The 26,975-nt window shown below is 72.3% G+C and carries 17 protein-coding genes; 5 read left to right on the top strand and 12 right to left on the bottom strand.

Annotated features, from left to right (window positions below):
* Positions 1–43: 43 nt before the first annotated feature.
* On the top strand, positions 44–928 hold the full coding sequence (locus ABT053_RS03295; RefSeq protein WP_350967203.1) for a glycosyltransferase family 2 protein: 885 nt from the start codon (positions 44–46) through the stop codon (positions 926–928).
* Positions 929–1,031: 103 nt separating this feature from the next.
* Entirely contained in the window at positions 1,032–1,865 is an 834-nt protein-coding gene (locus tag ABT053_RS03290; RefSeq protein ID WP_350967202.1) for an MBL fold metallo-hydrolase, read from the top strand.
* Positions 1,866–1,970: 105 nt separating this feature from the next.
* On the opposite strand, the gene ABT053_RS03285 is transcribed toward ABT053_RS03290, so the two are convergent.
* Positions 1,971–2,444, bottom strand: a complete 474-nt coding sequence (locus ABT053_RS03285; protein ID WP_350967201.1) for a MarR family winged helix-turn-helix transcriptional regulator — start codon at positions 2,442–2,444, stop codon at positions 1,971–1,973.
* A gap of 103 nt (positions 2,445–2,547) precedes the next feature.
* Between ABT053_RS03285 and ABT053_RS03280 the strand changes: the two genes are divergently transcribed.
* Both ABT053_RS03280 and ABT053_RS03275 read left to right on the top strand, forming a co-directional pair.
* Positions 2,548–3,099: a dihydrofolate reductase family protein gene (locus ABT053_RS03280; RefSeq protein ID WP_350967200.1), complete on the top strand. Its 552-nt coding sequence runs from the start codon at positions 2,548–2,550 to the stop codon at positions 3,097–3,099.
* 42 nt (positions 3,100–3,141) lie between these two features.
* Positions 3,142–4,521: an FAD-binding oxidoreductase gene (locus ABT053_RS03275; protein ID WP_350967199.1), complete on the top strand. Its 1,380-nt coding sequence runs from the start codon at positions 3,142–3,144 to the stop codon at positions 4,519–4,521.
* Positions 4,522–4,710: 189 nt separating this feature from the next.
* On the opposite strand, the gene ABT053_RS03270 is transcribed toward ABT053_RS03275, so the two are convergent.
* The 8 genes from ABT053_RS03270 to gltB form a co-directional block, all read right to left on the bottom strand.
* Entirely contained in the window at positions 4,711–5,748 is a 1,038-nt protein-coding gene (locus ABT053_RS03270; RefSeq protein WP_350967198.1) for an LLM class F420-dependent oxidoreductase, read from the bottom strand.
* Positions 5,727–6,596, bottom strand: a complete 870-nt coding sequence (locus ABT053_RS03265) for a thioesterase II family protein (protein ID WP_350967197.1) — start codon at positions 6,594–6,596, stop codon at positions 5,727–5,729. The genes ABT053_RS03270 and ABT053_RS03265 overlap by 22 nt, the downstream gene beginning before the upstream one ends.
* 172 nt (positions 6,597–6,768) lie before the next feature.
* Entirely contained in the window at positions 6,769–11,811 is a 5,043-nt protein-coding gene (locus tag ABT053_RS03260) for a non-ribosomal peptide synthetase (RefSeq protein WP_350967196.1), read from the bottom strand.
* On the bottom strand, positions 11,808–12,206 hold the full coding sequence (locus tag ABT053_RS03255) for an acyl carrier protein (RefSeq protein ID WP_350967195.1): 399 nt from the start codon (positions 12,204–12,206) through the stop codon (positions 11,808–11,810). The genes ABT053_RS03260 and ABT053_RS03255 overlap by 4 nt, the downstream gene beginning before the upstream one ends.
* 192 nt (positions 12,207–12,398) lie before the next feature.
* Positions 12,399–13,829: a pyruvate kinase gene (gene pyk, locus ABT053_RS03250; RefSeq protein ID WP_350967194.1), complete on the bottom strand. Its 1,431-nt coding sequence runs from the start codon at positions 13,827–13,829 to the stop codon at positions 12,399–12,401.
* Positions 13,830–14,055: 226 nt separating this feature from the next.
* Complete coding sequence (locus tag ABT053_RS03245; protein WP_350967193.1) at positions 14,056–15,882, bottom strand: S8 family peptidase; 1,827 nt, start codon at positions 15,880–15,882, stop codon at positions 14,056–14,058.
* 540 nt (positions 15,883–16,422) lie between these two features.
* On the bottom strand, positions 16,423–17,901 hold the full coding sequence (locus ABT053_RS03240) for a glutamate synthase subunit beta (RefSeq protein ID WP_350967192.1): 1,479 nt from the start codon (positions 17,899–17,901) through the stop codon (positions 16,423–16,425).
* 136 nt (positions 17,902–18,037) lie between these two features.
* Positions 18,038–22,543 (bottom strand): glutamate synthase large subunit, encoded by a 4,506-nt coding sequence (gene gltB / locus ABT053_RS03235; protein WP_350967191.1) that lies wholly within the window; start codon positions 22,541–22,543, stop codon positions 18,038–18,040.
* 274 nt (positions 22,544–22,817) lie between these two features.
* On the opposite strand from gltB, the gene ABT053_RS03230 reads away from it, so the two are divergent.
* Positions 22,818–24,656, top strand: coding sequence for a bis-aminopropyl spermidine synthase family protein (locus ABT053_RS03230; protein WP_350967190.1), 1,839 nt, complete (start codon positions 22,818–22,820; stop codon positions 24,654–24,656).
* Here ABT053_RS03230 and ABT053_RS03225 read toward each other — a convergent pair.
* The 3 genes from ABT053_RS03225 to ABT053_RS03215 form a co-directional block, all read right to left on the bottom strand.
* A complete protein-coding gene (locus ABT053_RS03225; protein WP_350967189.1) occupies positions 24,631–25,245 on the bottom strand; it encodes a hypothetical protein in 615 nt (204 codons plus the stop codon). The genes ABT053_RS03230 and ABT053_RS03225 overlap by 26 nt on opposite strands.
* Positions 25,246–25,369: 124 nt before the next feature.
* A complete protein-coding gene (locus ABT053_RS03220) occupies positions 25,370–26,227 on the bottom strand; it encodes a hypothetical protein (RefSeq protein WP_350967188.1) in 858 nt (285 codons plus the stop codon).
* Positions 26,224–26,943: a VIT1/CCC1 transporter family protein gene (locus ABT053_RS03215; protein WP_350967187.1), complete on the bottom strand. Its 720-nt coding sequence runs from the start codon at positions 26,941–26,943 to the stop codon at positions 26,224–26,226. Before ABT053_RS03215 ends, ABT053_RS03220 begins: the two co-directional genes overlap by 4 nt.
* Positions 26,944–26,975: the final 32 nt, after the last annotated feature.

The following is a 26,975-nucleotide window of genomic DNA, read 5'->3' as shown; positions in this document are numbered from 1 at the left end:
CCCTCAACAGGTCGCGCAGAGCGCTCACCGTCCGGGAGACGTGATGACCAGCCCGCAGACCACCGTCGTTGATGTGGTGGTCCTCACCATGAACGACCGCCCCGCCGAGTGCCGGCGGGCGCTGGCGTCGCTCCTCGCCCAGCAGGGCGTCGAACTGCGGGTGGTCATCGTGGGCAACGGCGTCGAACCCGACCACGTGCCCGCCGACGCCCACACCATCTCCCTGCCCGTCAACGTGGGCATCCCCGAGGGCCGCAACGTCGGTGCCGACGCTCTGGCCGACCCGGGCGGCGAGTTCGTGTTCTTCCTCGACAACGACGCCGTCCTTCCCGCCCCCGACATCCTGGCCCGGCTCGTCGCCGAAGCCCGATCCCACCCCGACGCCGCCTACATCCAGCCGCGCATCGCCGACCCCGACACCGGTGTCACCCTGCGCCGCTGGGTGCCACGGCTACGCGCAGGTGACGCCACCCGGCCCGGCATCATCACCGTCATGGCCGAAGGTGTCGTCCTCGTACGCCGCGCCGACTACGAACAGGCCGGTGGCTGGCCCGGCCACTTCTTCCTCTTCCACGAAGGCATCGACCTGTCGTGGCGGCTGTGGGACCTGGGCCGCACCGGCTGGTACGCGGCCGACGTCGTCATCCACCACCCCGCCACCGACCCCGCCCGGCACACCGGCTACTACCGCCTCGTCGCCCGCAACCGCGCCTGGCTCGCCTACCGACGCCTGCCCGTCCTCCTCATCCCCATATATCTGATGGTCTGGACGCTGCTCAGCCTCGCCCGGATCCGGTCGCGGACGAACCTCGCCGTCTGGGGCGCCGGCCTGTGGGAGGGACTCAAGGGCGGGCACGGGCAGCGCCGGCCGATGTCCTGGACCACCGTGCTGCGCCTGGCCCGTGCCGGCCGCCCCCCGATCGTCTGAGCATCCGCGTGGCGCCCCCTGGCCTTGATGAGTCGCCTGAGACCTGCGGCAGGTACCACCACCGTCAGGGCCTGAATCAGACCCCAAAGACGCCAGGAGACCCATGAGCGGCACATCCGACTTCGCGCACCTGTATACGGCCCGGGACGAGGACCTGATCGCGATCCTGGCGGCAGCCGACGCAGCCGACATCGCCCTGCACCACCCCGCGAACGTCAAACCACAGCCCCCCACCAGGTCGACGCCGTCCGGCACCTGCGAGGTGCTGCTGCTGGGAGCGCTGGGGTGCCGGTACGGGATGCTCGCCGGTGGCGCCGGTGGCCACCTGATCCGTACCGCGACCACCACCGTGCTCGTGGACCCCGGCCCGGCCGCACTGGGCGTGCTGCTGCAGCTGACCGAGCAGGGCCTGTTTCACTGGTCGGAGCTGGACGCCATCGCCGTCACCCACCTGCACCCCGACCACTACGCCGACGTGATCCCCTGTTTGGAAGGGATGGTCAGCTACTCCACCGGCGGCCGCAAACTACTGCTGGCCAACCCGACGTCCGCGGCGAGGTTCGCCGCGTTCTCCCCGTCGTTCTGGGCAGCGACGCGGCGTCCGCCGTCGCCGACTACCTCCGGAACCAGGCGTGCCTCTGAACGGGCCCTCGCACGGCCCCCATCGTTGTGGAACTGTGGGAGGACCTTCCGCTGCTCACGTCCGGACGGGTCAAGCATGAGCTCACCCGGCTACGGCCTGCATGGGTTCCCGCGAGGAGCAATCCAGCCGTCGACGAAGCCGACCGGCTCATCGCGTCCTTGTTCGATCGCCACCTGTCTGACACAGCAGGTCGTCTACAGCGTCCGCGGGCTGTCGCAGGGGTCACACACCCTGCGCGGCGTCAAACGATCGGGCACCTACATGCTCGTCGACCGCTTCGACGTCATCCCCTAGTCACCCGGGCCGCCGGCGGGGGTTCTCCCCCGCCGGCTCCCAGGACCGGCGGGCCTTCCCCCGAGGAAGCCCCGGAAAGGATCCACAAGGTCTCCGCCCACCGCGTCAGGTCGCCGGCCGCGCCGCCGCGGCGGCCTCGTTCCAGGCACGCTGGTGGCGGGTGATCTGCTGGAGGGTGTCCTTGAAGGCGGTGTACCGGTCGGCGCCGAGGGCCTGTTCGTAGCGGTCTTCGATCGCGGCGAGGATGGCGCGGGCTTTGGCGACCTCGTCCAGGGCGCGGTCGGTGGGGACGATGAGCTTGGCGCGACGGTCGGCGGGGTCGGGCCGGCGGGTGACGTAGCCGAGGCGGACGAGTTCGTCGGTGATCGTGCCGACGATCTGCTTGTGCTGGCCGGACCGGGCCGACAGGTCGGTCGCGCGGGTGCCGCCGGGGTCGAGGAAGGCCAGGACCGTTCCGTGCCGCGGGCTCACGTCGGGGTGTCCCTGCTCGGCCAGGGTGTGGAACAGTTCCCCCTGGATGGCCCGCATGAGCTGACCTGTGAGCATGCCCAGATCCGGGCCTCTGCCGGTGGTACCCATGGAAGTCCTCTCCGAATTTTTAGTCACGATCATTGACGATCATTGATCGTGACTATACCGTAGGTCTCAGTCGAGCCCACCCCCCGACCCGAAGAGGCAGACCATGCGCAAGATCATCGCATCCACCTACGCCACCCTCGACGGCTTCATCGACAACCCGCACGAGTGGTCGATGCGGTACTCCGACGCCGAGTCCCAGCATCACGCGTTGACCGTGACGCTCGGCGCCGACGCCCTGCTGCTCGGCCGCATCACCTACGAGGGCATGGCCCAGGCCTGGCCGAACATGTCCGGCAACCCCTACGTGGACCACGTCAACTCCGTTCCCAAGTACGTGGTCGCCTCCCGGCCGGTCGACACCTCCGCGTGGAACCCCACGACGGTGATCCCCGGTGACGACCTCGTGGCGCAGGTCACCAAGCTCAAGGAACAGGACGGCAAGGACATCCTGATCTGGGGCTGCGGCCGCCTCACCGACGCCCTGGCCCAGGCCGGCCTGCTCGACGAGTACAAAGTGTGGATCTTCCCGGTCGTCAAGGGCCAGGGCGAGCCCCTGTTTCGCGTCGACAGCGCCACCACCCTGACCCTGACCGACTCCACCACCTTCGCCGGCGGCACCGTCGTCCTCACCTACCGCCCCGAACCCTCCGCCTAGTCCATCGCGGGACCGGCGAACACCCAGAAGGGAGCGGTCATCATGACTCTGACCGGATCGAGGAACACCTCCACCCCCGCACGCCGTCTGCGCGCGGACTTCGCCGGCGCCGTACACCTTCCCGGCGAAGCCGGATACGAAGAGCACCGGCGCCCGCTGTTCACACCGATCGACCAGCGACCCGCCCTGGTGGCCGAGGCGACCGGCGCCGAGGACGTACGGGCGGCGGTCGTGGCGGCTCGGGACGCCGGCCTGGCCCTGGCCGTGCAGGCGACCGGGCACGGCACCCACGCGCCCTGCGACGGCGGTCTGCTGCTGAGGACGTCCTCCATGGGCGGAGTACTCCTCGATCCGCGCCGGCGCATCGCCCGTGTCGGCCCCGGCGTCCGATGGGGCCAGGTCATGACGGCCGCCGGGCCGTTCGGGCTGGCCCCGCTGTCGGGCTCGCACGCCGACGTCGGCGTGACCGGGTACACCCTCGGCGGTGGCCTGGGCTGGCTCTCCCGCGCGTACGGCTTCGCCGCCGACAGCGTGCTGCGCGCCCAGGTCGTCACAGCCGACGGGCGGCTCGTGACCGCCGCTCCCGACAGCCACCCCGATCTGTACTGGGCGCTGCGCGGCGGAGGCGGCAACTTCGGCGTGGTCACCTCGCTGGAGTTCCGGCTGCACCCGGTGGCCCAGGTCTTCACGGGCACCGCCTGTTTCCCGGTCGAACGCGCCGGCGAGATCATGACCTTCTACCGGGACTGGATCACCGGGCTGCCCGACGAGCTCAGCACCGCCCTGTCACTGACCTCGATGCCCGACACCCCAGAGGTGCCCCCGCTCGTGCGCGGCCGCCGCGTCCTGCAGTTCAAAGCGCTGTACGCGGGGAGCGCCGACCAGGGCCGGCGGCTGCTGCGGCCGTTGCGGCGAGCCGCGGGCCCGGCGCTCGCCGAGGACTTCCGCGCCATGCCGTACGCCGAGGCCTCCATGGGCGGCATCGCCCCCGGCCAGGTCGAACTCCTGAAGGAGCTGCCGGACTCGGCGATCGCGGCGGTCATGCGCGTCGCCGAGCCGTACGACGGACCGGCCGTGGAGATCCGGCACTGGGGTGGCGCCATGGGCCGCCCCGGCCCCGGCGCCGGCCCGGTCGGACACCGCGCCACCCGCCTGTCGGTGATCGCCGACGACTGCTCCCCGGTCCTGGCCGACGCCCTGCGCGCGCACACCGGCGGTGGGGCGTTCCTGAACTTCCTGCGCGACCCGACCCGGACCGCGGACGCCTACACCGCCGCCGACCACCGGCGGCTGAGAGCCGTCAAGCGCCTGTACGACCCTGACAACACCTTCGGTGTCACACACAACATCCCGCCGGCACCGCTCGCCACCGCCCGCCCGGCGTCATCGAAGTGGGCTCAGTCTCCGGCGGTTCCCGTCTGAGGGTCAGCAGGCGAGGCCGACCGTCTTCCGCGACCCGCGACGCGGCGGTTCACCGCCGACGACCGTCCCGCTGTTCCTCGACCCCGTGGCCCTGGACCGGTCCGAGGTCCGGCAGGCTGTTCGCCGCGTCCGTGACGGAGTCGGCGGCCGGCCGCGTGCGCCGGCCCAGGACACCGGGGTCTCGGCAGGTCAGGTCACCAGGTCGGCGACCAGTTCCAGTTGTTCCAGGCGGAGCCTGAGCGTCGGGGTGACCAGGCCGACGACGAGGGAGGTGGCGCCCGCCTCGCGGTAGGCGGCGACGCGTTCGCGGAGTTTGCCCGGTGGCCCGCACATCGTCATCGCGTCGACCAGGCCGTCGGGGAGCAGCGACATCGCCTCGCCCTGGCGCCCGCCCAGGAACGCCTCCTGGATCGCCTCCGCCTCCTTCTCGAAGCCCAGGGAGCGGGCCAGGCGGTTGTAGAAGTTGGTACGGCGCGAGCCCATGCCGCCCAGATAGAGGGCGAGCATGGGCCGCATCATGTCGTAGGCCAGTTCCTCGTCGTCGTCGACGAGGGTGAGGATCATCGGCGCGACGTCGAAGCCGTCCAGGCTGCGGCCGGCCCGCGCCGCGCCCGCGCGCAGCTGGGCCGTGCGCTCGGCCAGGTGCTCCGGCGGGAAGTGGATCGCGAGCCAGCCGTCGGCCAGCTCCCCGGCGAGCGCGGTCGTCTCCGGGCCCATCGCGCCGAGATAGACGGGGAGGTGCTTCTGGACCGGGGAGACGCCCAGGGACAGCTCCTTGCCCTGCCCGCCGGGGAGCGGCAGCGTCATGGTCGGGCCCGAGTAGCTCACCGGGCGCCCGGCCAGGGCGAGCCGCAGCACCGACAGGTAGTCGCGGGCGCGGGCCACCGGCCGGTCGAAGCGCTCCCCGTGCCAGCCCTCCACGACCTGCGGCCCCGACACGCCCACGCCCAGCCGGGCCCGGCCTCCGGAGATCTGGTCGATGGTGGCGGCCGTCATCGCCGCCACCACGGGCTTGCGGCCCGACATCTGCAGCACCCCGGTGCCCAGCGCGATCCGCTCGGTCTGCCCGGCGATCCACGCCATCAGGCTCGCCGGGTCGGTGCCGTACGTCTCGGCGGCCCACACCGACTCGTAGCCCAGCCTCTCGGCCTCGCGGACCAGGGTGAGGTGGTCGGCGGGACCGAGCCCGGCGCCGCCCCAGTAGCTCATGCTGTAACCGAGACGCATCCGATCTCCTCTGCGATGACGGTGGCGAGCAGGTCGGGGGTCTCCTCGGCCAGCCAGTGCGAGGCGTCGAGCTCGCGCATCGACGGCCGTGTGACGCTCTGCCTGCGCCAGCCGAGCAGCCCGCCGCGCGACATGGAGCCGTCGCGGCTGCCGTACAGGACGGTGACGGGCACCGGCAGCGGCGGGCCCTGCCGGTGCCGGTACCGGGCGAGCATCCCGAAGTCGGCGCGCAGGGCCGGTTCGAGGATCGGCCTGAGCACCTCGCGCTCGGCCACCTCCGCCGGGACCCCGCCCAGCTCGATCAGCTGGTCCCAGAACAGCCACGACGGCAGGGCGGGCAGCCTGCGCAGCAGGAGGGTGACGTCCGGCGCGGCGAAGGACCCCACGAGGAGCCGTTCCGGCCACCGCCCCCCGGACCCGGACCCGGACCCGAACTCGTGCTCGTGCTCGTGCAGAGGACCTGATCCGGCGGGCTCCGGCGAGGCACCCGGTCCGGGTGACGCCGGAATCCCGGCGCCGGAGGCCGGGGCGAGTTCGGTCAGGCGGCGGCAGACCAGGTAGGCGAGGAGCGCGCCGCTGCAGTAGCCGAACAGCGCGTACGGCTCGCGGGCGTTCGCCAGCAGGTCGCGGGCCAGGTCGTCGACGAGCGCGTCGAGGTCCTCGACCGGCGGCTCGGCCAGCCTGGCCTGACGGCCGGGGAGGTTCACCGACCACACCTCGACCTCGTCGGGGAACCGCTCGGCGAGGTCGGTGAGCGAGGCGGGGCCGCTGCCCGCGTTGGGGAAGATGTACAGGCGGATCCGGTCCTCCGGCCGCTCCCCCACCGGTACGAACCACGGGGCGGTCATCTGGGTCCTTCCAGCGTGGAGAGGTCGGGGGTGGGCTCCGGGGAGCCCGGCACTCGGGTCCGGGGCCCCGGACCCGGCCCTGGGCTCGGCCTCGGGGAGGAGACCGGGAGCCGTCCGGCGGGCCCCGGCCCCGGCCCCAGCTTCGGCTTCGGCTTCGGCCTCGGGGAGGGGGTCAAGAGCCGGCCCCTTCCTGGATGAACGCGGCCAGTTCGGCCGGGGTGGGGTGGTCGAAGACCGCGCGGACGTTGATCGCCCGGCCCGCGAGCTCCTCCAACGGGGCGATCAGCCGTACGGCGAGCACCGAGTGTCCCCCGTTGAGGAAGAAGTTGTCGTGCTCGCCGAGCCCCGGGCGGCGCAGCGCCTCCCGCCAGAGCCGCAGCACCCCCTCGGCGAGTTCCGAGCTCGCCGGGGCGCGGGAGGCGGGCGAGGAGTCGTCCTCGGGGACGGTCAGCCCCCGATAGTCGATCTTGCCGTTGGCGGTCGTCGGGAACTCCTCGGCCAGCACGATCCCCGACGGGACCGCGTAGTCCGGCAGCCGCGTCCCCGCATACCGCCACAGCTCCTCGCGCAGTGCGGCCCCCGTCTCCCCGTCGGGCAGGTCCGTGGGCTGTACGAACGCCACCAGCCTGTCGTCGTGGACGATGACGGCCGCGACCTTGACGGCGTCGTGGTGGTGCAGCACCGCCTCGATCTCGCCCAGCTCGATGCGGTGCCCGCGCAGCTTGATCTGGCGGTCGTCGCGGCCCAGCAGCTCCAGGGTCGCGTCGTGCCTGAGCCTGGCCATGTCGCCGGTCCGGTAGAAGCGCCCGTGGCGGGGGTGCTCGCCGAACCGCTCGGCGGTCAGCTCCGGCCGGTTGACATACCCGGCGCTCACCCCGTCGCCCGCTACGCACAGCTCGCCCGGTACGCCCGGCGGGGCCTCGCGCCCGTCGGCGTCCCTGACGAAGATCCGGGTGTTGGCGAGCGGCACCCCGATCGGCACCGGGTCGGACGGAGGGCCGAGGATCTCGGCGGCGGTGGACCAGATGGTCGTCTCGGTCGGCCCGTAGACGTTGAACAACCGGCAGCCCAGGCCCAGCAGGTCCGTGGCGAGCGCGGCCGGCATGGGCTCCCCGCCGCAGAGCACGATGCGCCCGGCCAGCTCGTCGCGCGCCTCGGGGGCGATGAGCCGCCAGGCCGTCGGGGTGGCCTGCACGACGCGTACGTCCCGCGCCGCGATGAGTTCCAGGAACCTGCGCGGCTGGAGCTGGTCGTCGTCGGAGGCGACGACCAGGGTGCCGCCGACGGTGAGCGGGAGCATCAGCTCCAGGGCCGAGATGTCGAAGGAGGTCGTGGTGGACCACAGCACCGCGTCGCCCGCGCCCGCGCCGAGCCGGTCGGCGAAGTCGAGGACGAGGTTGGCCAGGTTGCCGTGGGTGACGGCCACCCCCTTGGGCCTCCCGGTGGACCCCGAGGTGTAGATCACGTAGGCGATCGACTCCCCGGTGACCGTCGCGGCGATCCCGGCCGGATCCAGCGGGCGCGCGGGCGCGCCGTCACCGTCCGCGCCACCGGCTCCGGGAGCCGGTGGCATGGGGAGTACGGGGATCTCCCCCGCCCACGGAGCCTCGGACTCGGCGACGACCAGGCGGGCCCCGCAGTCCTCCACCTGGTAGGACAGGCGCAGCTCGGGCTGGCGCGGGTCCAGCGGCAGGTAGGCGGCCCCCGCCGCCCAGACGCCGAGCACGGCGGCGACCATCTCCGCCGAACGGCTCAGCCCGAGCGCCACGATGTCACCGGGCCCCGCGCCGCGCGCGACGAGGGTGTCCCTGACGACGGCCGCCCAGGTGAGCAGCTCGCCGTAGGTGACCTCCCGGTCGCCGTCCCGGACCGCCGTCCTGTCGACGGCCTCGCGGGCGACTTCCGGGCCGCCGTCGCGAGCCACCCCGGTGGCCTCCGGACCGCCGTCGCGAGCGTGGCCGACGGCTTCCGAGCGACCGCCGCGGTCCTCCCCGGTGACCTCCGGACCGCCGTCACGGACCTCGCCGGGGGCCTCCGGGCCACCGGCGCGGTTTCCCGTCACGGTGTGGGCCGCGATCCGCTCCAGCAGCGTGGCCGGGCCCTCCCAGGTGCGCGCGGTGTCGTTGAGCCGGTCGAGCAGCTGCCGGTCGGCCGTGGAGAGGGAGTCCAGCTCCCGCTGCGGGCGCCGCGCGTCCTCGGCGGCCCGCCGCAGCAGCGCGGTCATCCGCGCGACGAACGCGGCGATCTCGGCCTCGTCGTGGACCTCCGTGCTGTGCCAGACCCTGAGCGTGAGCCTGCCGGGCTCCTGCACCGCGATGCACTGCAGGTCCAGGCGGCTGCGGTCGAACAGGTCCTCGACGTACTCGGGTACGGAGCCCAGGATGCTGACCTGGTCGTCGGTCCACGGCCGGTAGTTGAACATGTGCCGGAACAGCGGCACCCTCCAGTCGCCGGTGCCGTGCCCGCGTTCGACCAGCACCGCCTCCACCGAGGCGTCCGCGTGCTCGACCCCCTCGAAGAAGACGTCCTCGACCCGCCTGACCAGGGCGGCGAACCCCTCGTCCGGGTCGGCGCGCACCCGCATCGGCAGGGTGCTGACGCCGTACCCGACGTGTCCGCGCATCGCGGCCGTCCTGGTGGTGACCGGCATCGCGGCCACCAGCTCGGGACCGGCGCCGTGGGCGCGCAAGGTGAGCATGAACGCGGCGGCCAGCACGATGTTGTCGGTGGTGCGCAGGCCGGTCCGCAGCGTGCCGAGCGCCCGCCGCGTGTCCGCGTCCACCTCCCAGGAGCAGGTGTGCCCGGCGAAGGTGGGCCGGGCGGGCGACGGCCTGCTGCCGGGGAGCACCATCGCGGCCGGGTCGACGTCCGCGAGCCGTTCGAGCCAGTAGTCCAGCGACCCCCGCGATGCCTCCCCAGGCTCCAGCATGGGCGCGACGCCGGAGAGGGCGACGGGGAGCGGCTCCCGGCTCGTCTGCGCGTCGTAGAAGCCGCCCAGCTCCTCGACGAGGAACTGCATCGAGGTGGCGTCGATGACGATGTGGTGGGCCACCAGGCAGACCACGCTCCCGCCGCCGTCGGGCAGCGCGAAGTGCCCGGCCCGGAACAGCAGGTCGCGGCCCAGGTCGAAGGGCTCGTCCAGGAACCCCTGCAGGTCGGCGACGAGCGTCTCCTCGGTGGTCTCCCCGTTCGTCAGCTTGATCTGCGCGTCCTGCGCGGCGGTGAGGTGCCGCACGGGCGCGCCGTCCACCACGGGGAACCGCAGGCGCAGCGCCGGGTGCCGCTTGAGCAGGCGGTTCACCGCGATCTGCAGCGGGAGCCTGCGCAGCGGCTCGCGGGTCCTGAACGCCACCGCCAGGTTGGACACCCCGCTCGACCCGGCGAGCTGCTCCAGCACCCAGAAGGAGTACGGGACCGCCCCGGGCCTGCGAAGCGGCTCGGCGGGCTCCGGAAGGCCCTCCGGGACCGCCGGATTGCCCTCCCGTCCCACCTCCCGCGACGCGGGAGACGACCGGGAGGTGGAACGGGAGAATTCGAGGACGGGGACGATCGACGCCGGGGTGTAGCGGTGTCCTCCCGGGACGGGGAGGCGCTGCAGGGGGTGGTCGGGGTCGAGGGCGGCCCAGTCCACCGGGCAGCCGAGCGTCCACAGCCGGGCGAACGCCGCGAGCAGGCCCCGGCGGTCGTCCCCGCAGGCGATCGTCCCCTCGTCCGCCGACGCTCCCGCCGTCCCGATCAGGAGGGACAGCGTGTCTCCCGGGCCGGTGCTCCCCGGCCCGGTTCCCGCCCGGGGCGAGGCCTCCTGTCCCGGGACCGCCTCGCGCGGGGTCTCCGGTTCGTGGAACGTTTCATGTCCCGGCAACGGCTCGGGCACTGCAAGATCACCCGGCACCGGCTCGGACACCGCCAGATCGCCCGGCACCGATTCGGGCACCGTCAGGTCGTCCGGCACCGGCTCGGACACCGCCATCGCGTCGTCCGCCACCGGCTCGGGCACCCGCCCCGCCGGTTGTCCGGACGCCTGCCCGGCCATCCGCTCGGGTGTCTGCTCGGGCACCTGCTCGGGCACCTGCTCGGGCGCCGCGACGGAGGCGGCCACGCGGGCGATCGCCTCGTCCAGCTCCAGCGTTCCCGAGAAGACGGCGGCGGTGAGCTCGCCGACCCCGTCTCCCGTGCAGTCCAGCGGGGTGACGCCCCAGCCGGTCAGGGTCGCCGCCAGGGAGTAGGTCACCGCGAACGTCACCGGGTCGTCGTCACGTTCCCCGGCGAGCCAGGCGTCGTAGAGGTCGACGCCGTGCCGCTCGAAACCTTCCAGGCAGACGTCCATCGCCTCGCTGAACAGCCGCTCGGTCCCGTACAGCGAGGCTCCCAGCCGTCCGGCGCCACCGGCGGGGAAGACGAACCGCACGCCCGTCCCGGCCACGTCGCCGAAAAGCGGCTCGTACCCGGACGCCGGTTCGCCGGACGGAGCCGTCGGCGAGGCCGGGGGCGTCACGGCGACGGCCGTGGCGAGGGCGGCGGACGCCTCGGCGGGGGTGGCGGCCACGACCGCGCCCCGCACGGGACGCTGGGTGCGGCCCAGCTGGAGGACGGCCACGGCGTCGGCGAACCGGTCGGCGCCGAGGGTGGCGAAGAACCCCGCCAGGCTTCTCCGTACGGCGTCGGCCTCCTCCTCCGTACGTCCCGACCAGACGACGACGCGGGGCCGGGAGTCCGCCGGGAGGTGGACCGGCGGGAAACCCTCCTTCACCCTCAGCGGTTCCCGCAGGCGCGCGGCCGAGCCGCTTCCGAGCGGACCACCACCGCGCCCGCTGCGGGCGGGCACGGTGCGGGCGGGAACCGTCCTGGTGGAGACGATGCGGGCGGGAGGGGTGCCGGGCGGGGATTCGATCACCAGCTCGATCACGGCGCTCACGAGGTCGCCGTCGAGGAGGGCGTCGTCCAGGCGTTTGAGCACGATCGTGGTGCCCGGTTCCGTGAGAGCTTCGAGGCTCGCTCCCGACACCGTGACCACGAGGTCGTGGTCACCGACCGCGAGGGCCAGGCAGGCCTCCTCGGCCGGTTCGTAGTGAGCGGACATCCCCAGGGGGCGCACGGGGTCGTATCCGGCGTTCTCCAGCGCGCCCTCCCCGCTCTCCATCAGGACGACACCGGGAGGAGGGAGCGGAGCACGCGGGGCCATGCCGATCACGGCGATCGACGCGGTATTCGTCACCGAGGCGCCCCGCCGTCCCGGCGGATGCGGGCGCGCACGTCCCTGCGGCTGCCCCCGACGGGGCGCAGGCGCGCGGGTTCGGTCCTGACGGGTTCCCGCGCGCCCTCGACGAGGCGGCTGAGCGCCCGCACGTTCGGCCGGGTGAACATCGAGGTGACCGGGATGTCGATGCCGAGCACCCCCGTGATGTCCGCGTGCAGCTCGACCAGTGCCATCGAGTTGAGCCCGGCCTCGAAGAAGTTCTCGTCGGGATCGACCGCCCGGCCCAGTCGGGCCTCGATCATCTCCGCGACCGTGTCGGCGGCCGACACGCGCTGCCCCGGCGGGCCCGGAGGCCGCCCCTCGGCCTCCTCGCGTTGCCGTTCCGCTCCCACCGGCCGACTGCTCTGTATCATCCGGCGCCTTTCATTGAGTTTGTCCGGTTTACCAGGCAGGCCCCGTTCGGGCATGCCATGTACCGATCCTCTGACACCTATTCGGACACGACAAGAGCGTATTTTTCGGCTTTTTGAATGCGCGGCCGGGCGGAAGGCCCCGGAAACGCGAACGGCCACCGCCGAAGCGGTGGCCGTACGCGATCACGCAGATCAGCCGGGGTTGGAGACCGCCGCGCCGATGGTGTGCACGCGCAGGGCGTTGGTGGAACCCGCGGTGCCGGGAGGCGAACCGGCGACGATGACGACCTTGTCGCCCTTCTCCAGGCGGGAGTTGGCGAGCAGCGAGGCCTCCACCTGACGGACCATGTCGTCGGTGTGGTGGACGAACGGCACCTCGAAGGTCTCCACGCCCCACGTCAGCGCGAGCTGGTTGCGGACGTGGCTCGCGGAGGTGAACGCCAGCAGCGGGATCGGCGAGCGGTAGCGGGCCAGGCGGCGGGCCGTCTCACCGGACATGGTGAACGCCACCAGCGCCTTGGCGCCGACGATGGCGCCCACCTCGGCCGCGGCGCGGGCGATGGCGCCGCCGGTGGTCTCCGGCAGCCGGTCGAGGCTGTGCGTGGCCTGCAGGGAGCTCTTCTCCGCGGTCGTGGCGATGCGGCTCATCGTCTCGACGACCTCGATGGGATAGTTGCCGACCGAGGTCTCGCCGGAGAGCATCACCGCGTCGGCGCCGTCCATGACGGCGTAGGCGACGTCGGAGGCCTCGGCGCGGGTGGGACGCGGAGAGGTGATCATCGACTCCAGCATCTGGGTGGCGACGATGACCGGGCGGGCCTTCTCGCGGCAGAGCTCGATGGCGCGCTTCTGCACGATGGGCACCTCCTCCAGCGGCAGCTCGACCCCGAGGTCGCCGCGGGCGACCATGATGCCGTCGAAGGCCTCGATGATCTCCGGGAGCCGCTCCACGGCCTGCGGCTTCTCGATCTTGGCGAGCAGCGGGAGGCGGATGCCCTCCTGCTCCATGATGTTGCGCACCACGTCGGCGTCGGAGGGGCGCCTGACGAAGGAGAGGGCGACCAGGTCGAAGCCGGTGCGCAGGGCCCAGCGCAGGTCCGTCTCGTCCTTGTCGGTCAGGACGGGGGCGCTGACGTTGACGCCGGGCAGGTTGAGGCCCTTGTTGTCGGAGATCATGCCGCCGATGATCACGCGGGTGGTGACGCGCTGGCCGTCGACCCGGGTCACCTCCAGCCGGACGCGACCGTCGTCGACCAGGATGCTGTCACCGGGGCTGACGTCCTTGGGAAGCCCCTGGTAGGACGTGGAGACCTGGTCACGGTCGCCGGGGACCTCCTCAGTGGTGATCGTGAAGACATCACCGAAGCCGAGGCGGACGGGGCCCTCACCGAACTTGCCGACCCGGATCTTGGGACCCTGGAGGTCGGCCAGCAGACCCACGCCACGCCCGAGCTCGGCGGCGGCCTCCCTCACCCTGTCGTAAACCTCCTTGTGCAGCTCGTGGCTGCCGTGGCTGAGGTTGAAACGGGCCACGTCCATCCCGGCCGCGATCAGCTCGCGGAGGCGTTCGGGAGAGGAGGTGGCAGGGCCGAGAGTGCAGACGATTTTCGCGCGACGAGTCACGGATCCCACCCTAATTGGTACAGACCACTTGGTCGTGACGTTGGTCAGAGCGCCGATGAAAAAATCGGTGACACAAAGCTACCTTGGATGAACGTGAGGTTGCGAATCGCCCTTTATCTCAGGCTTTGAGACCACATGTCGTAAAACGACACGACACCCGCGCTCGCGAACCTCGCGAGGCCCGCGTCCTCGAAGACCCGCGAAGCCCGTGTCCCCGAAGGCGGGATCAGGGAGTGGAGACCGGGGCCTTGGCGGCGTTGGCGGCACTGACGACACCGCGGCCGTAGAAGCCGTTGCGCGTCTTGGGACCCTCGCACTTGTGGACCTCGTCCACCACGAGGTCGATCTTGTACGCGTACTCGCGCGGCGAGGGGCAGGCCTTCTCGGTGGCGGTGGAGTACAGCAGGCGCTGGACGTCCGCGGGGGGCAGCGCGAGACCGCCCTTGCCCGGCTTGCCGAAGCGGCTGACCAGGATGGCGGCGACGCCGGTGGCGTGCGGGGCGGCCATCGAGGTGCCGACGAGGTACTGGTAGTAGGCGCAGGTGCCGCCCTCGCAGTCCCGGATGATCGAGTCGGACTTCGGCGTGCCGTCGGCGGAGATCTGTCCCTTGGCCTTGAGCGCGTTCTCCGGCGCGGCGGCGAGGATGCCCCGGGTGGTGTCGTACGTGCCGCCGCCGTCGAACTCGTCCCCGCCGGGGGCCGCCAGATCGGCCTGCTCGACGCCGTAGTCGGAGTAGTAGGCCTTGCGCCCGCTCTCGCCCACCGAGGTGACCGAGATGACGCCCTTGGACTCGGCCGGGACGTTGAGGCAGGAGTTGTCGACCTTGCGGGTGCGCTCGGCGTCCTTGGGGTAGTCGGGGCTGGTCGCGTCCTTGGTGGGCCTGCCGAGGTCGGTGGCCCCGTTGCCGATGGCGCTGACGAGGGTGACGCCGCGCTTGCGGGCGTAGTCGAGGGCGCGCTGCATGCCGGTGATGATGCCGCGCTGCTCCAGCTGCTCGGCCTTGGAGTCCGCGGGGTTGGCCTTGCAGTTGAACAGCCAGGGGTCGACGTAGAAGCTCATGTTGACCACGTCGATCCCGGCGTCGGCGGCGTAGGTGAGCGCCTCGATGCTGGGCTTGAGGAAGAACAGGCCGGAGTCCTGGCCCGCGCGCAGGTTCACCAGGGACACCTGGGGGGCGACCCCGGCGATGCCCACGCCGTTGATCGGTGAGGCGATGGTGCTGGCCACGTGGGTGCCGTGGCCGTCGTCGTCCCAGTCGACCGGGTCCTTGCAGCTCTTGAACTCGCAGGGCCCGTCGAGGGTCTTGCCGTTGGGGTCCTTGGGCCGGTCGATCACGAAGTTGCGGCTCAGGGCGCGGTTGAAGTTGGGGGCGATGTCGGGGTGCCTGCCGTCGACACCGGTGTCGATCACCCCGACCAGCACCCGCTTGTCACCGGGCTCGGCGGCGTAGGAGCCGTCCGCGGTGGCACCGATCATCTTCATGTCCCACTGCCGTCCGGCCAGCGGCTCGGGCGCGCCGGTGGAGACGGCGGGGGCGCTGGGGGTGCCCGCCCGCCCGAGGGCGTCGGCGGAGGGGAAGACGAGCGGGGTCCTGGCCTGGGAGGCGGCCCCGGAAACGTTCTCGGCGCCGGGCGTCCTGGCCGCAGAGGCGGCGGCCGTCCCGGTCGCGGAGACGGCCCCGGTGGGCGTCCTGACCGCGGAGGCGGCGGTCCCGGCCACGGTCGCGGGGGTGAGCGCGGTGGCGGAGCCGATCCTGCGGTCGGAGGAGACTCCCTCGACGGCGTCACTGCCGGCCAGGCTCTCCACGAAACGGGTGCCGGGCCCCTCGGCGAGGACGTAGCCGATCCTGGTGTCGGTCGACAGGGCGGTGCCGCCGCTCGCGGCGATCGCGTCGACCGCCCGGTCGCGGGCCCCGTCCGCGTAGAAGACCAGGTACTCGCGGGTCTGGCCCGCGCCTGTCGTGGCCCCGCCGCCCAGGGCTCCCGCCGTGAGGGTCGCCGCCAGGGCGAGCACCGTCGCCGCGCCCGTCAGGCTTCTGATCCCGCGATTCATCGATCCTCCGCACCTGGCCTGACCAAGAAAGAATTATCTTTCAGGCATATGTACGACAAAGCAATCTGAACACCTGCTCTGCGCATTTTTACCTGAAGCAGCCGGTAAGACACCCGGCACGCCGCACGATTTCCGGGCGTGATGGGCGACACCGCACCCGGAAGGCCGTGACGTGCCGGACCCGCCGCGTTCCCGCCGGACCGTCCCCGGCCTGACCGGGGCGGCCATGACACCCGCGAACCGGCCCTGACATGCAGGAACCGGTCCGGGTGTGCACGAATCAACCATGACACACCCGGACCGGCCATGACATATCAGCCGACGACCACCTGAGGCCAGCGACCACCCGAGGCCAGCGCCCGCCCGAGGACGGCGACCACCCGGGGCCGGGCGGCCACCCGGCCCGGCGACCGCTCAGACCAGGCGACCGCTCAGACCGGGGAACCGCGCAGACCGGGAAGCAGACCGGGGAGCCGCGCAGACCGGGAAGCGGACCGAGAAGCCGTTCGGGCCAGAACGCCGCTCAGGGCGGGAAGCCGTTCAGACCAGGGGCCGCGCCGTCGGCGGGATCGCCACCGGCAGGGCCGTCTGGCCCGTGAGGTAGCGGTCGGCGGCCGAGGCGGCCGAGCGGCCCTCGGCGATCGCCCACACGATCAGCGACTGGCCGCGACCGATGTCCCCGGCGACGAAGACGCCGTCGACCGAGGACATGTAGCCCCTGTCCCTGGCGACGTTGCCCCTGGCGTCGAAGAACTCGCCTCCGGCGGCCTCGGCGAGCTCCTCCAGCAGGCCCTTCTTCTCCGGGCCCACGAAGCCCATCGACAGCGTGACCAGCTCGGCCGGGATCTCCCGCTCGGAGCCGGGCACCGGCTTGAACCCGGCCCCGGGACCCTCCACCTCGACCAGGCGCAGCGCCCGGACGTTGCCGTCGGCGTCGCCGGCGAACTCGGTGGTGGAGACCGCGTAGACCCGGTCGCCGCCGCCGTCGGCCAGCTCCTCGTGGGCGCTCTCCATCTTGAACAGGATGGGGAACGTGGGCCACGGCTGGCTGCCGGGACGGGCCGCCGGGGGCTGGGGCATGATCTCCAGCTGGGTGACCGAGGCGGCCCCCTGCCGGATCGCGGTGCCGATGCAGTCGGCGCCGGTGTCGCCGCCGCCGATCACGACGACGTGCTTGCCCTCGGCGCTGATCGGCGAGACCGGGAAGTCGCCCTCCTGGACCTTGTTGGAGGGCGGCAGGAACTCCATCGCCTGGTAGATGCCCTTGAGGTCGCGCCCGGCGACGGGCAGGTCCCGCCACTGGGTCGCGCCACCGGCCAGGACGATCGCGTCGAACTCCTCGCGCAGCCGCGCCGCCGTGATGTCCACGCCGACGTTGACGCCGGTACGGAACTCGGTGCCCTCGGCCCGCATCTGGTCGAGACGGCGGTCGATGTGCCGCTTCTCCATCTTGAACTCGGGGATGCCGTAGCGGAGCAGGCCGCCGATCCGGTCGGCCCGCTCGAACACGACCACGTCGTGCCCGGCCCTGGTGAGCTGCTGCGCGGCGGCGAGGCCCGCGGGCCCCGAGCCGACCACCGCGACCCTCTTACCGGTCTTCGAGGCGGGGATCTGGGGGGTGACCCAGCCCTCGTCGAAGGCGCGGTCGATGATCTCGACCTCGACCCGCTTGATCGCGACCGGGTCGGAGTTGATGCCGAGCACGCACGCCGCCTCGCACGGAGCCGGGCACAGGCGGCCGGTGAACTCCGGGAAGTTGTTGGTGGCGTGCAGGCGCTCGATCGCCTCCTGCCAGTCGTCCCGGTAGACCAGGTCGTTCCACTCGGGGATCAGGTTGCCCAGCGGGCAGCCGTTGTGGCAGAACGGGATGCCGCAGTCCATGCACCGCGCGGCCTGCTTGGTCAGCGCGGGCTTGGGGAAGTCCTCGTAGACCTCCCGCCAGTCGCGGATGCGCACGTCCACCGGGCGGCGCGCCGGCAGCTCGCGTCCGTGAGCGAGGAAACCCTTGGGGTCAGCCATCGGTCGTACCTCCCTTATCCGTGAAATCCGTGAAATCCGTGAAATCCGTGAAAAGCCTGGCAAGCCCGGAGACCCGGAAGAAACCGGGAAACATGGGCGACATGAACGGTCTTCGGCGTGGAGAAGGACATCGGCCTCACCCCTGGACCGCGGCGGTCATGACGGCCTCGTCGATGTCGCGGCCCTCCAGCCGGGCGGACTCGGCGGCCCGCAGGACCCGCTTGTAGTCCGTCGGCATGATCTTGCCGAACCGGGACGGGTCCCAGTCGGCGAGGACCGCCTTGGCGACCGTGGAGCCGGTCTCGGTCAGGTGGGCCTCGACGAGCTCGCGCAGCGCCTCGGACTCGGCCTCGTCCAGCTCCTCGATGTCGACCATCTCGCGGTTGACCCGCTCGGCGTCGAGGTCGAGCAGGTAGGCGACGCCGCCCGACATGCCCGCCGCGAAGTTGCGGCCGGTCGGGCCGAGGACGACCACCTTGCCGCCGGTCATGTACTCGCAGCCGTGGTCGCCGACGCCCTCGACCACCGCGGTGGCCCCGGAGTTGCGGACGCAGAACCGCTCCCCCACGACGCCGCGGATGAAGGCCTCGCCGGAGGTCGCGCCGTACAGGCCGACGTTGCCGGCGATGATGTGCCCGTCGAGCGGGGCCGCGTCGTGCGGCTGGACCGAGATCCGGCCGCCGGACAGGCCCTTGCCCACGTAGTCGTTGGCGTCGCCGGTGAGCCGCAGGGTGATCCCCCTGGGCAGGAAGGCCCCGAAGGAGTTGCCCGCCGAGCCGGTGAAGCGCACGTCGATGGTGTTGTCGGGCAGCCCGGCGCCGCCGTACCGCTTGGTCACCTCGTGGCCGAGCATGGTGCCGACCGTGCGGTTGACGTTGCGGATGGGCAGGTCGAGCGTGACCCGGGAACCGCCCTTGAGGGCGCCCTCGGCGAGCTGGATCAGCGTGTTGTCCAGCGCCTTGGACAGCCCGTGGTCCTGCTCCACCGTACGGCGGAGCGAGGCGCCCGCGGGCAGCTCGGGCTGGTGCAGGATCGGCGCCAGGTCCAGGCCCGAGGCCTTCCAGTGGTCCTCGGCCGGGGTGGTGTCCAGCAGCTCGGCGTGGCCGACGGCCTCGTCGATGCTGCGGAAGCCCAGCGCGGCGAGATACTCGCGGATCTCCTCGGCGACGAACTCGAAGAAGTTGACCACGAACTCGGGCTTGCCGGTGAACCGCTTGCGCAGCTCCGGGTTCTGGGTGGCGACGCCGACCGGGCAGGTGTCCAGGTGGCAGACGCGCATCATCACGCAGCCGGAGACGACCAGCGGGGCCGTGGCGAAGCCGTACTCCTCGGCGCCGAGCAGCGCGGCGACGACCACGTCGCGGCCGGTCTTGAGCTGGCCGTCCACCTGCACGACGATCCGGTCGCGCAGGCCGTTGAGCAGCAGCGTCTGCTGGGTCTCGGCCAGGCCGAGCTCCCAGGGCGAGCCCGCGTGCTTGAGCGAGGTCAGCGGGGACGCGCCGGTGCCGCCGTCGTGGCCGGAGATGAGCACGACGTCCGCGTGGGCCTTGGAGACGCCCGCGGCGACCGTGCCGACCCCGACCTCGGCCACGAGCTTGACGTGCACCCGGGCGGCCGGGTTCGCGTTCTTCAGGTCGTGGATGAGCTGGGCGAGGTCCTCGATCGAGTAGATGTCGTGGTGCGGCGGCGGCGAGATGAGGCCGACGCCCGGGGTGGAGTGCCGGGTCTTCGCGATCCACGGGTAGACCTTGTGGCCGGGCAGCTGGCCGCCCTCGCCGGGCTTGGCGCCCTGGGCCATCTTGATCTGCACGTCGTCGGCGTTGACCAGGTACTCCGAGGTCACGCCGAACCGGCCGGAGGCGACCTGCTTGATCGCCGAGCGGCGGGCCGGGTCGTGCAGCCGCTCGGGGTCCTCGCCGCCCTCGCCGGTGTTGGACTTGCCGCCCAGCTGGTTCATCGCGATGGCGAGCGTCTCGTGCGCCTCCATCGAGATGGAGCCGTACGACATCGCGCCGGTGGAGAAGCGCTTGACGATCTCGCTGACCGGCTCGACCTCTTCGATGGGCACCGGCTCGCGGACGCCCTCCCGCAGCTTGAACATGCCGCGCAGCGTCATCAGCTTCTCCGCCTGGGAGTCCACCAGGCCGGTGTACTCCTTGAAGATCTCGTAGCGGCGCGAGCGGGTGGCGTGCTGCAGCTTGAAGACGGTCTCGGGGTTGAACAGGTGCGGCTCACCCTCGCGCCGCCACTGGTACTCGCCGCCGACCTCCAGGCGGCGGTGGGCGTTCTCGGCCCGGGGGTACGCGCGCAGGTGACGCTGCGCCGCCTCCTCGGCCAGGACGTCGAAGCCGACGCCGCCCAGGCGGGACGTGGTCCCGGTGAAGCAGGCGTCCACGACCTCCTGGCTCAGGCCGAGCGCCTCGAAGATCTGCGCCCCGGTGTAGGAGGCGACCGTGGACACCCCCATCTTGGACATGACCTTCAGCACGCCCTTGCCGTACGCCTTGATGAGGTTGCGCACGGCCTTGTGCCGGTCGACCTTCAGGGCGCCGGAGTCGACCATGTCCTCGACGGTCTCGATGGCGAGGTACGGGTTGACCGCGCCCGCCCCGTAGCCGACGAGGAGCGCCATGTGGTGCGCCTCGCGCGCCTCGCCGGTCTCGACGACCAGACCGATCTTGGTACGGGTCTTCTCGGCGATCAGGTGGTGGTGGACGGCGCCGGTGAGCAGCAGGGAGGGGATCGGCGCCAGGGTCGCGGAGGAGCCGCGGTCGGACAGCACGATGATCCGCGCCCCGCCCTCGATCACCGAGGAGACCTCGGCGCGGATCTCCTGGATGCGGCGCAGCAGCGCCTCGCCGCCGCCCGCGACCTCGTACAGGCCGGAGACCACGTGCGGGTGGAAGCCCGGCAGCGCGCCCTCGTCGTTGATGTGGATGATCTTCGCGAGCTCGTCGTTGTCGAGCACCGGGTAGGGCAGCACGAGCTGGCGGCAGGAGGCCGGGCCCGGGTCGAGCAGGTTGCCCTCGGGGCCGATGGTGCTGGCCAGAGAGGTGACGAGCTCCTCGCGGATCGCGTCCAGTGGCGGGTTGGTGACCTGCGCGAACAGCTGGCTGAAGTAGTCGAACAGCAGCCGGGGCTTCTCGCTGAGCACCGCGACCGGGGTGTCGGTGCCCATCGAGCCGATCGGCTCGATGCCCGCCCTCGCCATCGGCGCCAGGATGATCCGCAGCTCCTCCTCGGTGTAGCCGAAGGTCTGCTGCCGCTTGATCAGCGCCTCGTGCGAGAGGACCTCGTGCGAGCGGGCGGGCAGCTCCTCGAAGCGGACCAGCCCGGCGTGCAGCCAGTCCGCGTACGGCAGCTCGGCCGCCAGCTCGGCCTTGATCTCGTCGTCTTCGATGATCTTGCCGAGCTCGGTGTCGATCAGGAACATCTTGCCGGGCTGCAGGCGGCCCTTGCGGACCACGTCCTCGGGGGCGATGTCCAGCACGCCCGCCTCGGAGGCGAGCACGACCAGGCCGTCCGCGGTCACCCAGAACCGGCCGGGGCGCAGGCCGTTGCGGTCGAGCACCGCGCCGACGAGGGTGCCGTCGGAGAAGGTGATCGAGGCCGGGCCGTCCCAGGCCTCCATCATCGTGGAGTGGAACTCGTAGAACGCCCGCCGCGCGGGGTCCATCTCGGTGTGGCTCTCCCACGCCTCGGGGATCATCATCAGCACCGCGTGCGGCAGGCTGCGCCCCGCGAGGTGGATGAGCTCCAGCGTCTCGTCGAAGGAGGCGGTGTCGGAGCCGGCCGGGTCGCAGATCGGGAAGAGCCGCGACAGGTCGCCCGGCAGGTTCGCCGTCTTCAGCATGGCCTCGCGGGCGCGCATCCAGTTGCGGTTGCCCTTGACCGTGTTGATCTCACCGTTGTGGGCGACGTAGCGGTACGGGTGCGCCAGGGGCCACGAGGGGAAGGTGTTGGTGGAGAAACGCGAGTGGACCAGCGAGATCGCGGTCTCGTAGCGCTCGTCGCTCAGGTCGGGGAAGAACTGCTCGACCTGCAGCGGGGTGAGCATGCCCTTGTAGACGATGGTCCGGGAGCTCAGCGAGGGGAAGTAGACGTTCGCCTCGTGCTCGGCCCGCTTGCGCAGGCAGAAGGCCATCCGGTCCAGCTCCAGGCCGCTCTCGCCGTCCGGGGACGCCACGAACAGCTGGCCGAAGAACGGCATCACCGCGCGGGCGCTCGGCCCGGGAAGGTCGGGGGTGGTCGGTACGTCGCGCCAGCCGAGGACCGTGAGGCCCTCCTCCGCGGCGATCTCCTCGATCAGCCGCACCGCGGCCTCGCGAGCCTGCGCCTCGGCGGGCAGGAAGGCCATGCCCGCGGCGTAGGAACCGGCCACGGGCAGGGGGAAGTCCGCCACCACGCGGAAGAAGGTGTCGGGGACCTGCGTCAGGATCCCGGCCCCGTCTCCGGTGTCCGGTTCGCTACCCTGGGCTCCCCGGTGGTCGAGATTGCACAGCGCGGTCAATGCCTTCGCGACGATCTCGTGGCTACGGCGCCCGGCGACGTCCGCGACCATGGCGACACCGCAGGCGTCGTGCTCATGTGAGGGGTGGTACAGGCCCTGGGGCTCGGGAAAGCCGAGGTGGGCAGCAGGCATTGAATCCCTCCCGTCGTCTTGCTTCTTTCGAACAAGCAAGGGACGACGTTGGCCCTGCTGCGTGGTGGGTAGAGATTACCGTACCCTGCCGGATACCTACCTACCCGGTGAGATCGCGCCGAATTAGTGCCGGTTCGCCCGGTTCGTTTAACACGTAACGGTGACACAACATTCCAGGTCCGGGCCCTATGGTGGCCCAATGGAACCGAGCGATCCCACCGGCCCGGACGGCCCCACCGGTCTGACAAATACCAGCACTCCGAGCATCTCGGGCGTGTCGGGGCGACCTGGCGCGCCGGAGACTTCCGGGGAGACCGGGGCCGAGGCGCTCGTCGCGCGGGCGGGCGTCGACGGCAGGCGGCTGCGGAACGCGCTGGTCATCCTGGGTGGCGGCCGCTGGTGGACGCTCGCCGACCTGGTCAGGGAGACCGCGACCTCCCGGCGGACCATCGAGGCGCTGCTGCGCGAGGTGGACGGGGATCTGGAGCGATCCGGCGACCGGTTCAGGCTCCCGGCCCCTCCCGCCTGGCTGGCGCCGGCCCGGCAGGATCCTGCCAGTCAAGCCCCTGCCGAACGGGTCCCGGACCGGCAGGATCCTGCCAGGCAGGATCCGGCCGGACAAGCGGAGAAGGCCGCGAAACCGGCCGGACCGCGAGCGAACGCCCCCACACCGGCCACCCCAGAAACGCCCGGCCCGGGAACGACCGGCCCCGCCCCGGCCCGCGCCGGGGCGAGGATTCTCGCCCCGGCCGACCCCGTGGCCCATCTGCTCCCCGGTCACGCGGACCTGGTCGCGCGCATGGACGAGCTGATTGCCAAGGCGCCCCGGGGCCGCCACACGCTGGACCACGTCGCCGCGACCGGAGAGACCGTGGTCAGGCGGGCGCTGCTGCTGGACGCCCGCTTCTGGCTGGACGGCGCCAGGCTGCTGTGCGTGGGCGACCACGACCTGACCTCGCTCGCCACCGCGATGCTGCACCCGGGCGTCGAGGTAACCGTCGTCGACGTCGACGAGCGCATCCTCGCCTACATCGCCGGGCAGGCCGACCGGCTCGGCCTGGCCGTACGGACCCGCTGGGCCGATCTGCGCCTGGGGCTGCCCGCCTCCGCGCAGTCCTGGGCCGACCTGGCGATCACCGACCCTCCCTACACCCCCGAGGGCGTCGGGCTTTTCGTCGCCCGCTGCGCGGAGGGGCTGCGCGACCGCGAGCAGGGCCGGATCATGCTGGCGTACGGGGCCAGCGAGCGCACCCCCGCGCTCGCCCTCAAGGTGCAGCAGGCCCTCTCGCAGCTCAACCTCGTCAACGAGGCGATCTACCCCGACTTCAACCGCTACTTCGGCGCCGAGGCCATCGGCTCGGCCGCCGACCTGTACGTCCTGCGGCCCACGACGAAGACCTGGCCCGCCGCGGCCGCCCGCGCCGAGGCGGCCGGAACCGCCATCTACACGCAGGGCCCGCAGTCCGTGGAGTCGGCGCCCTCCTCCGCCGCCCCGGCCGCGGACCCGGGCGACGGGTTCGTCCCGGAGGTGCTGGTGGGCGACTGGCCCCGCGACGTGCTGCCCAAGGCCCCCAGGGCGCGCCTGGCGACCTGGCTGGCCAAGCCCTACGCCAGCGACCCCGCCAGGGTGGCGATCTCCGTACCCGCCGGGCTGGAGGCCGCGCTGCCCCGGCTGCTGCTCGCCACCCGCGCCGCCGAGGTCCGGGTCACGCTGGCCGCGGCCCCGAAGGACCTCCCCGCCGACCTGCTCGCCCCCGTCTACGCGCTCACCGCCGAGGGCACCTCCGTGCGCGCCGTACGGGTGCCGCCACCGGCCGGGACCACCGGGACCACCGGAAGCGCCGGGACCACCGGGACCACCGGCGAGACGGGCGACGCGGCCAGGATCCTGCGCCGCGTCCTGGACAACGCGCACGGCAAGCTCGCCAACACCTGGCGCGAGGCCCTGATCAGGGTGCGGGGCGACCTGACGAAGAAGCAGGCCAGGGCGGTCGTCGCCGCCGTGGCCCCGTGGGCGGGCGACGTCACCGTCCTCGAACTGCCCGCCCACCGGCTGCTGGAGCTGCGGGCCGCGGTGGAGAGCTCCCTCAGCGCACCAGCCGGCGCTGGATGACCAGGCCGAGACCGTCCACCGCGACCTGCGGGTAGGTGAGATCCACCTTGCTCCCCGGTGCGACGGGGCCGACCCAGCTCACCGTGACGTAGTGCCCGAGACCGCGGACCTGGGCCCAGCTGCGCGAGCCGTCGAAGCCGTCGGGCGTGCCGGGGGCGGGCCGGACGAAGCCGCCGTTCCCGAGCGCCGCCACGAGCCTGTCGGCGGCGGCGGAGTCGGCGAGGTTGAAGATCAGGAACTGGCCGGAGACCGCCCCGTCCTCGGTCTCGTACCGGGCCCGCAGCACCTGCGTGCACCCGCCGAGCGCGTCCGCCGGGCTCCCCCAGGCCGCTTCGGCGCAGTCGGCGAGGGCCTCGGTGTTCCTGAGCGCGAGCCTGGTCGTGCCCGCCGACACCGAGGGGCCGGGGAACATCTCGGCGACGGTGAGCGGCTGGGGATCGAGCGCGCGGGTCGCGATGGGCGCGTAGTGGGCCGTACCGGGCTCCGCGCGCAGGACGGCGGCACGCGGGGCGGGCGTGTCGCCCAGCCACAGGAAGGCTCCCAGCCCGGCGACCCCGGCCAGCACGACGATGATGATCCACTTGCGCATGACGAAAAAGCTTACTTCGACATCCACCCGCTCCTCGAAGAACCACGATTCCTGACAGAAGTCAGACGCTCACGTTTCGTGGTCCCGCCCCACGGCCCGGGAACGGCCCGGCGTACGGGAGGAGCTACTGGGCCGGGGCGGGCGCCGGGGAGGCGGCGACGATGCGGCGGAAGATCGCCTTTTCCGTGGCGCGGAGTGTCAGGGAGAGCGAGACGAAGTCGTCCCTCGGCCCCGGCTCCGCCCCGTCGGCCCTGCCGATCCAGACCAGGCCCGCGTAGTGCCCCATGGCGTGACCGCTGGCCTCGGTGTGGCCACCGGAGGGGAAGGCCGCTCTGGGCGTCTCCAGCGGCCGGACCCAGCCGCCCCGGTGCAGGGTGGTCAGCGTGTTGGCCAGCGTGTCGGCGGAGGCGGTGTCGCGGAGGTTGAACATGGTGTACTGGGCGACGTAGCGGCCGTCGGCGCTGACGTACATGCCCCTGGCCACCTGGGTGCACCCTCCCTGGGTGAGCAGGTCGGCGAGCCCCTGACCCCAGATCGCCGCCACGCAGTCGGTCTCCAGCCGGGGGGTGCCCGCCAGCCTCAGAGTGACCCTGCCCTCCTTGAGGGTCTTGGCGAAGAGGTCCTTGACCGTCAGCGGCTTGGGGTCGGCCCTGCTCTCCGCGATCGGCGCGAACACCTTGGAGGAGGGCCATCCCCGGTAGACGTCCGGCCGGGGTTCGGTGCCGATGACCGAGGCGGTGGCCCGCTCGGGCACGAAGTCGTTGCCGATCGCGGAGATCGCCAGGGTGAGGGCGAGCGCGGCGACCAGCACGCCCGCCAGCGAGCCGAACACCAGCACCAGCCGCTGCTGGGTCCGGGTCAGCCCCCACTCCTCCAGCTGGGGGATGCTCCAGGTCTGCGCCTTGCCGGAGGTACGGCGGCGCTTGCGCCCGGGAGCCGGCGAGGGCGGCGACGGGGTCGAGGCCGGGGGTGGCGGGGTCACAGTGCGGTTCCTCCCAGGAAGGTGCCCAGGGCGAAGGTGAGGCCGGCGGCGACCGCGCCGACGAAGAGCTGGCGCAGCCCGCTGTACCACCAGCTGCGCGCGGTGACCCGGGAGACCAGCGCGCCCGCGCCGAACAGCGCCAGACAGGAGATCACCGCCGAGGCCACCAGGCTGGTGACACCGAGCAGGTACGGCAGGAGGGGCAGGAGCGCGCCCACGCCGAACGCCAGGAACGAGGAGATCGCGGCGGTCCTGGGCGAGGGCAGGTCACGGAAGGTGACGCCGAGCTCGGCCTCGGTGTGCACCTCCAGGGCCCTGTCGGGGTCCATCGAGATCTGCCTGGCCACCTCGGCCGCCACCGCGGGGTCGACGCCCCGCTCCTCGTAGAGCTTGGCGAGCTCCTCCAGCTCGGCCTCGGGGTGGCGTTCGAGCTCGCGCCGCTCGACGTCGATCTCCGCGAGAGCGAGCTCCCGCTGGCTGGCCACCGAGACGTACTCGCCGCCGGCCATGGAGAACGCGCCCGCGGCCAGCCCGGCGATGCCGGCGAGCAGGACGACCCTGGTGCTCGCGGCGCCACCGGCGACACCGGCGATCAGCGCGAAGTTGGAGACGAGGCCGTCCATCGCGCCGAACACCGACGGCCGCAGCCAGCCGCCGTTGACGTCGCGGTGCCGGTGGTGCATCTCGGCACGCCCCCCGAGGGCGTCCGAACTCATCCTGGTCCTTCGACGCGCCGAGACCCCGGGGC

The sequence above is a fragment of the Streptosporangium sp. NPDC002524 genome (genome assembly GCF_040295985.1).
Taxonomy (GTDB): Bacteria; Actinomycetota; Actinomycetes; order Streptosporangiales; family Streptosporangiaceae; genus Streptosporangium.
The sequence above is the reverse complement of the archived record's forward strand: the minus strand, read 5'-3'. Positions and strand labels throughout refer to the sequence as shown.

Excerpts from the sequence above, each read along its gene's own strand:
- ABT053_RS03255 (WP_350967195.1), bottom strand. The coding sequence starts at position 12,206 with ATGATACAGAGCAGTCGGCCGGTGGGAGCGGAACGGCAACGCGAGGAG.
- ABT053_RS03240 (WP_350967192.1), bottom strand. The coding sequence starts at position 17,901 with ATGGCTGACCCCAAGGGTTTCCTCGCTCACGGACGCGAGCTGCCGGCG.
- ABT053_RS03225 (WP_350967189.1), bottom strand. The coding sequence starts at position 25,245 with ATGCGCAAGTGGATCATCATCGTCGTGCTGGCCGGGGTCGCCGGGCTG.
- ABT053_RS03215 (WP_350967187.1), bottom strand. The coding sequence starts at position 26,943 with ATGAGTTCGGACGCCCTCGGGGGGCGTGCCGAGATGCACCACCGGCAC.
- ABT053_RS03265 (WP_350967197.1), bottom strand. The coding sequence starts at position 6,596 with ATGACCGCCCCGTGGTTCGTACCGGTGGGGGAGCGGCCGGAGGACCGG.
- ABT053_RS03245 (WP_350967193.1), bottom strand. The coding sequence starts at position 15,882 with ATGAATCGCGGGATCAGAAGCCTGACGGGCGCGGCGACGGTGCTCGCC.
- ABT053_RS03290 (WP_350967202.1), top strand. The coding sequence starts at position 1,032 with ATGAGCGGCACATCCGACTTCGCGCACCTGTATACGGCCCGGGACGAG.
- ABT053_RS03280 (WP_350967200.1), top strand. The coding sequence starts at position 2,548 with ATGCGCAAGATCATCGCATCCACCTACGCCACCCTCGACGGCTTCATC.
- gltB (WP_350967191.1), bottom strand. The coding sequence starts at position 22,543 with ATGCCTGCTGCCCACCTCGGCTTTCCCGAGCCCCAGGGCCTGTACCAC.
- ABT053_RS03270 (WP_350967198.1), bottom strand. The coding sequence starts at position 5,748 with ATGCGTCTCGGTTACAGCATGAGCTACTGGGGCGGCGCCGGGCTCGGT.
- ABT053_RS03295 (WP_350967203.1), top strand. The coding sequence starts at position 44 with ATGACCAGCCCGCAGACCACCGTCGTTGATGTGGTGGTCCTCACCATG.
- ABT053_RS03275 (WP_350967199.1), top strand. The coding sequence starts at position 3,142 with ATGACTCTGACCGGATCGAGGAACACCTCCACCCCCGCACGCCGTCTG.
- ABT053_RS03285 (WP_350967201.1), bottom strand. The coding sequence starts at position 2,444 with ATGGGTACCACCGGCAGAGGCCCGGATCTGGGCATGCTCACAGGTCAG.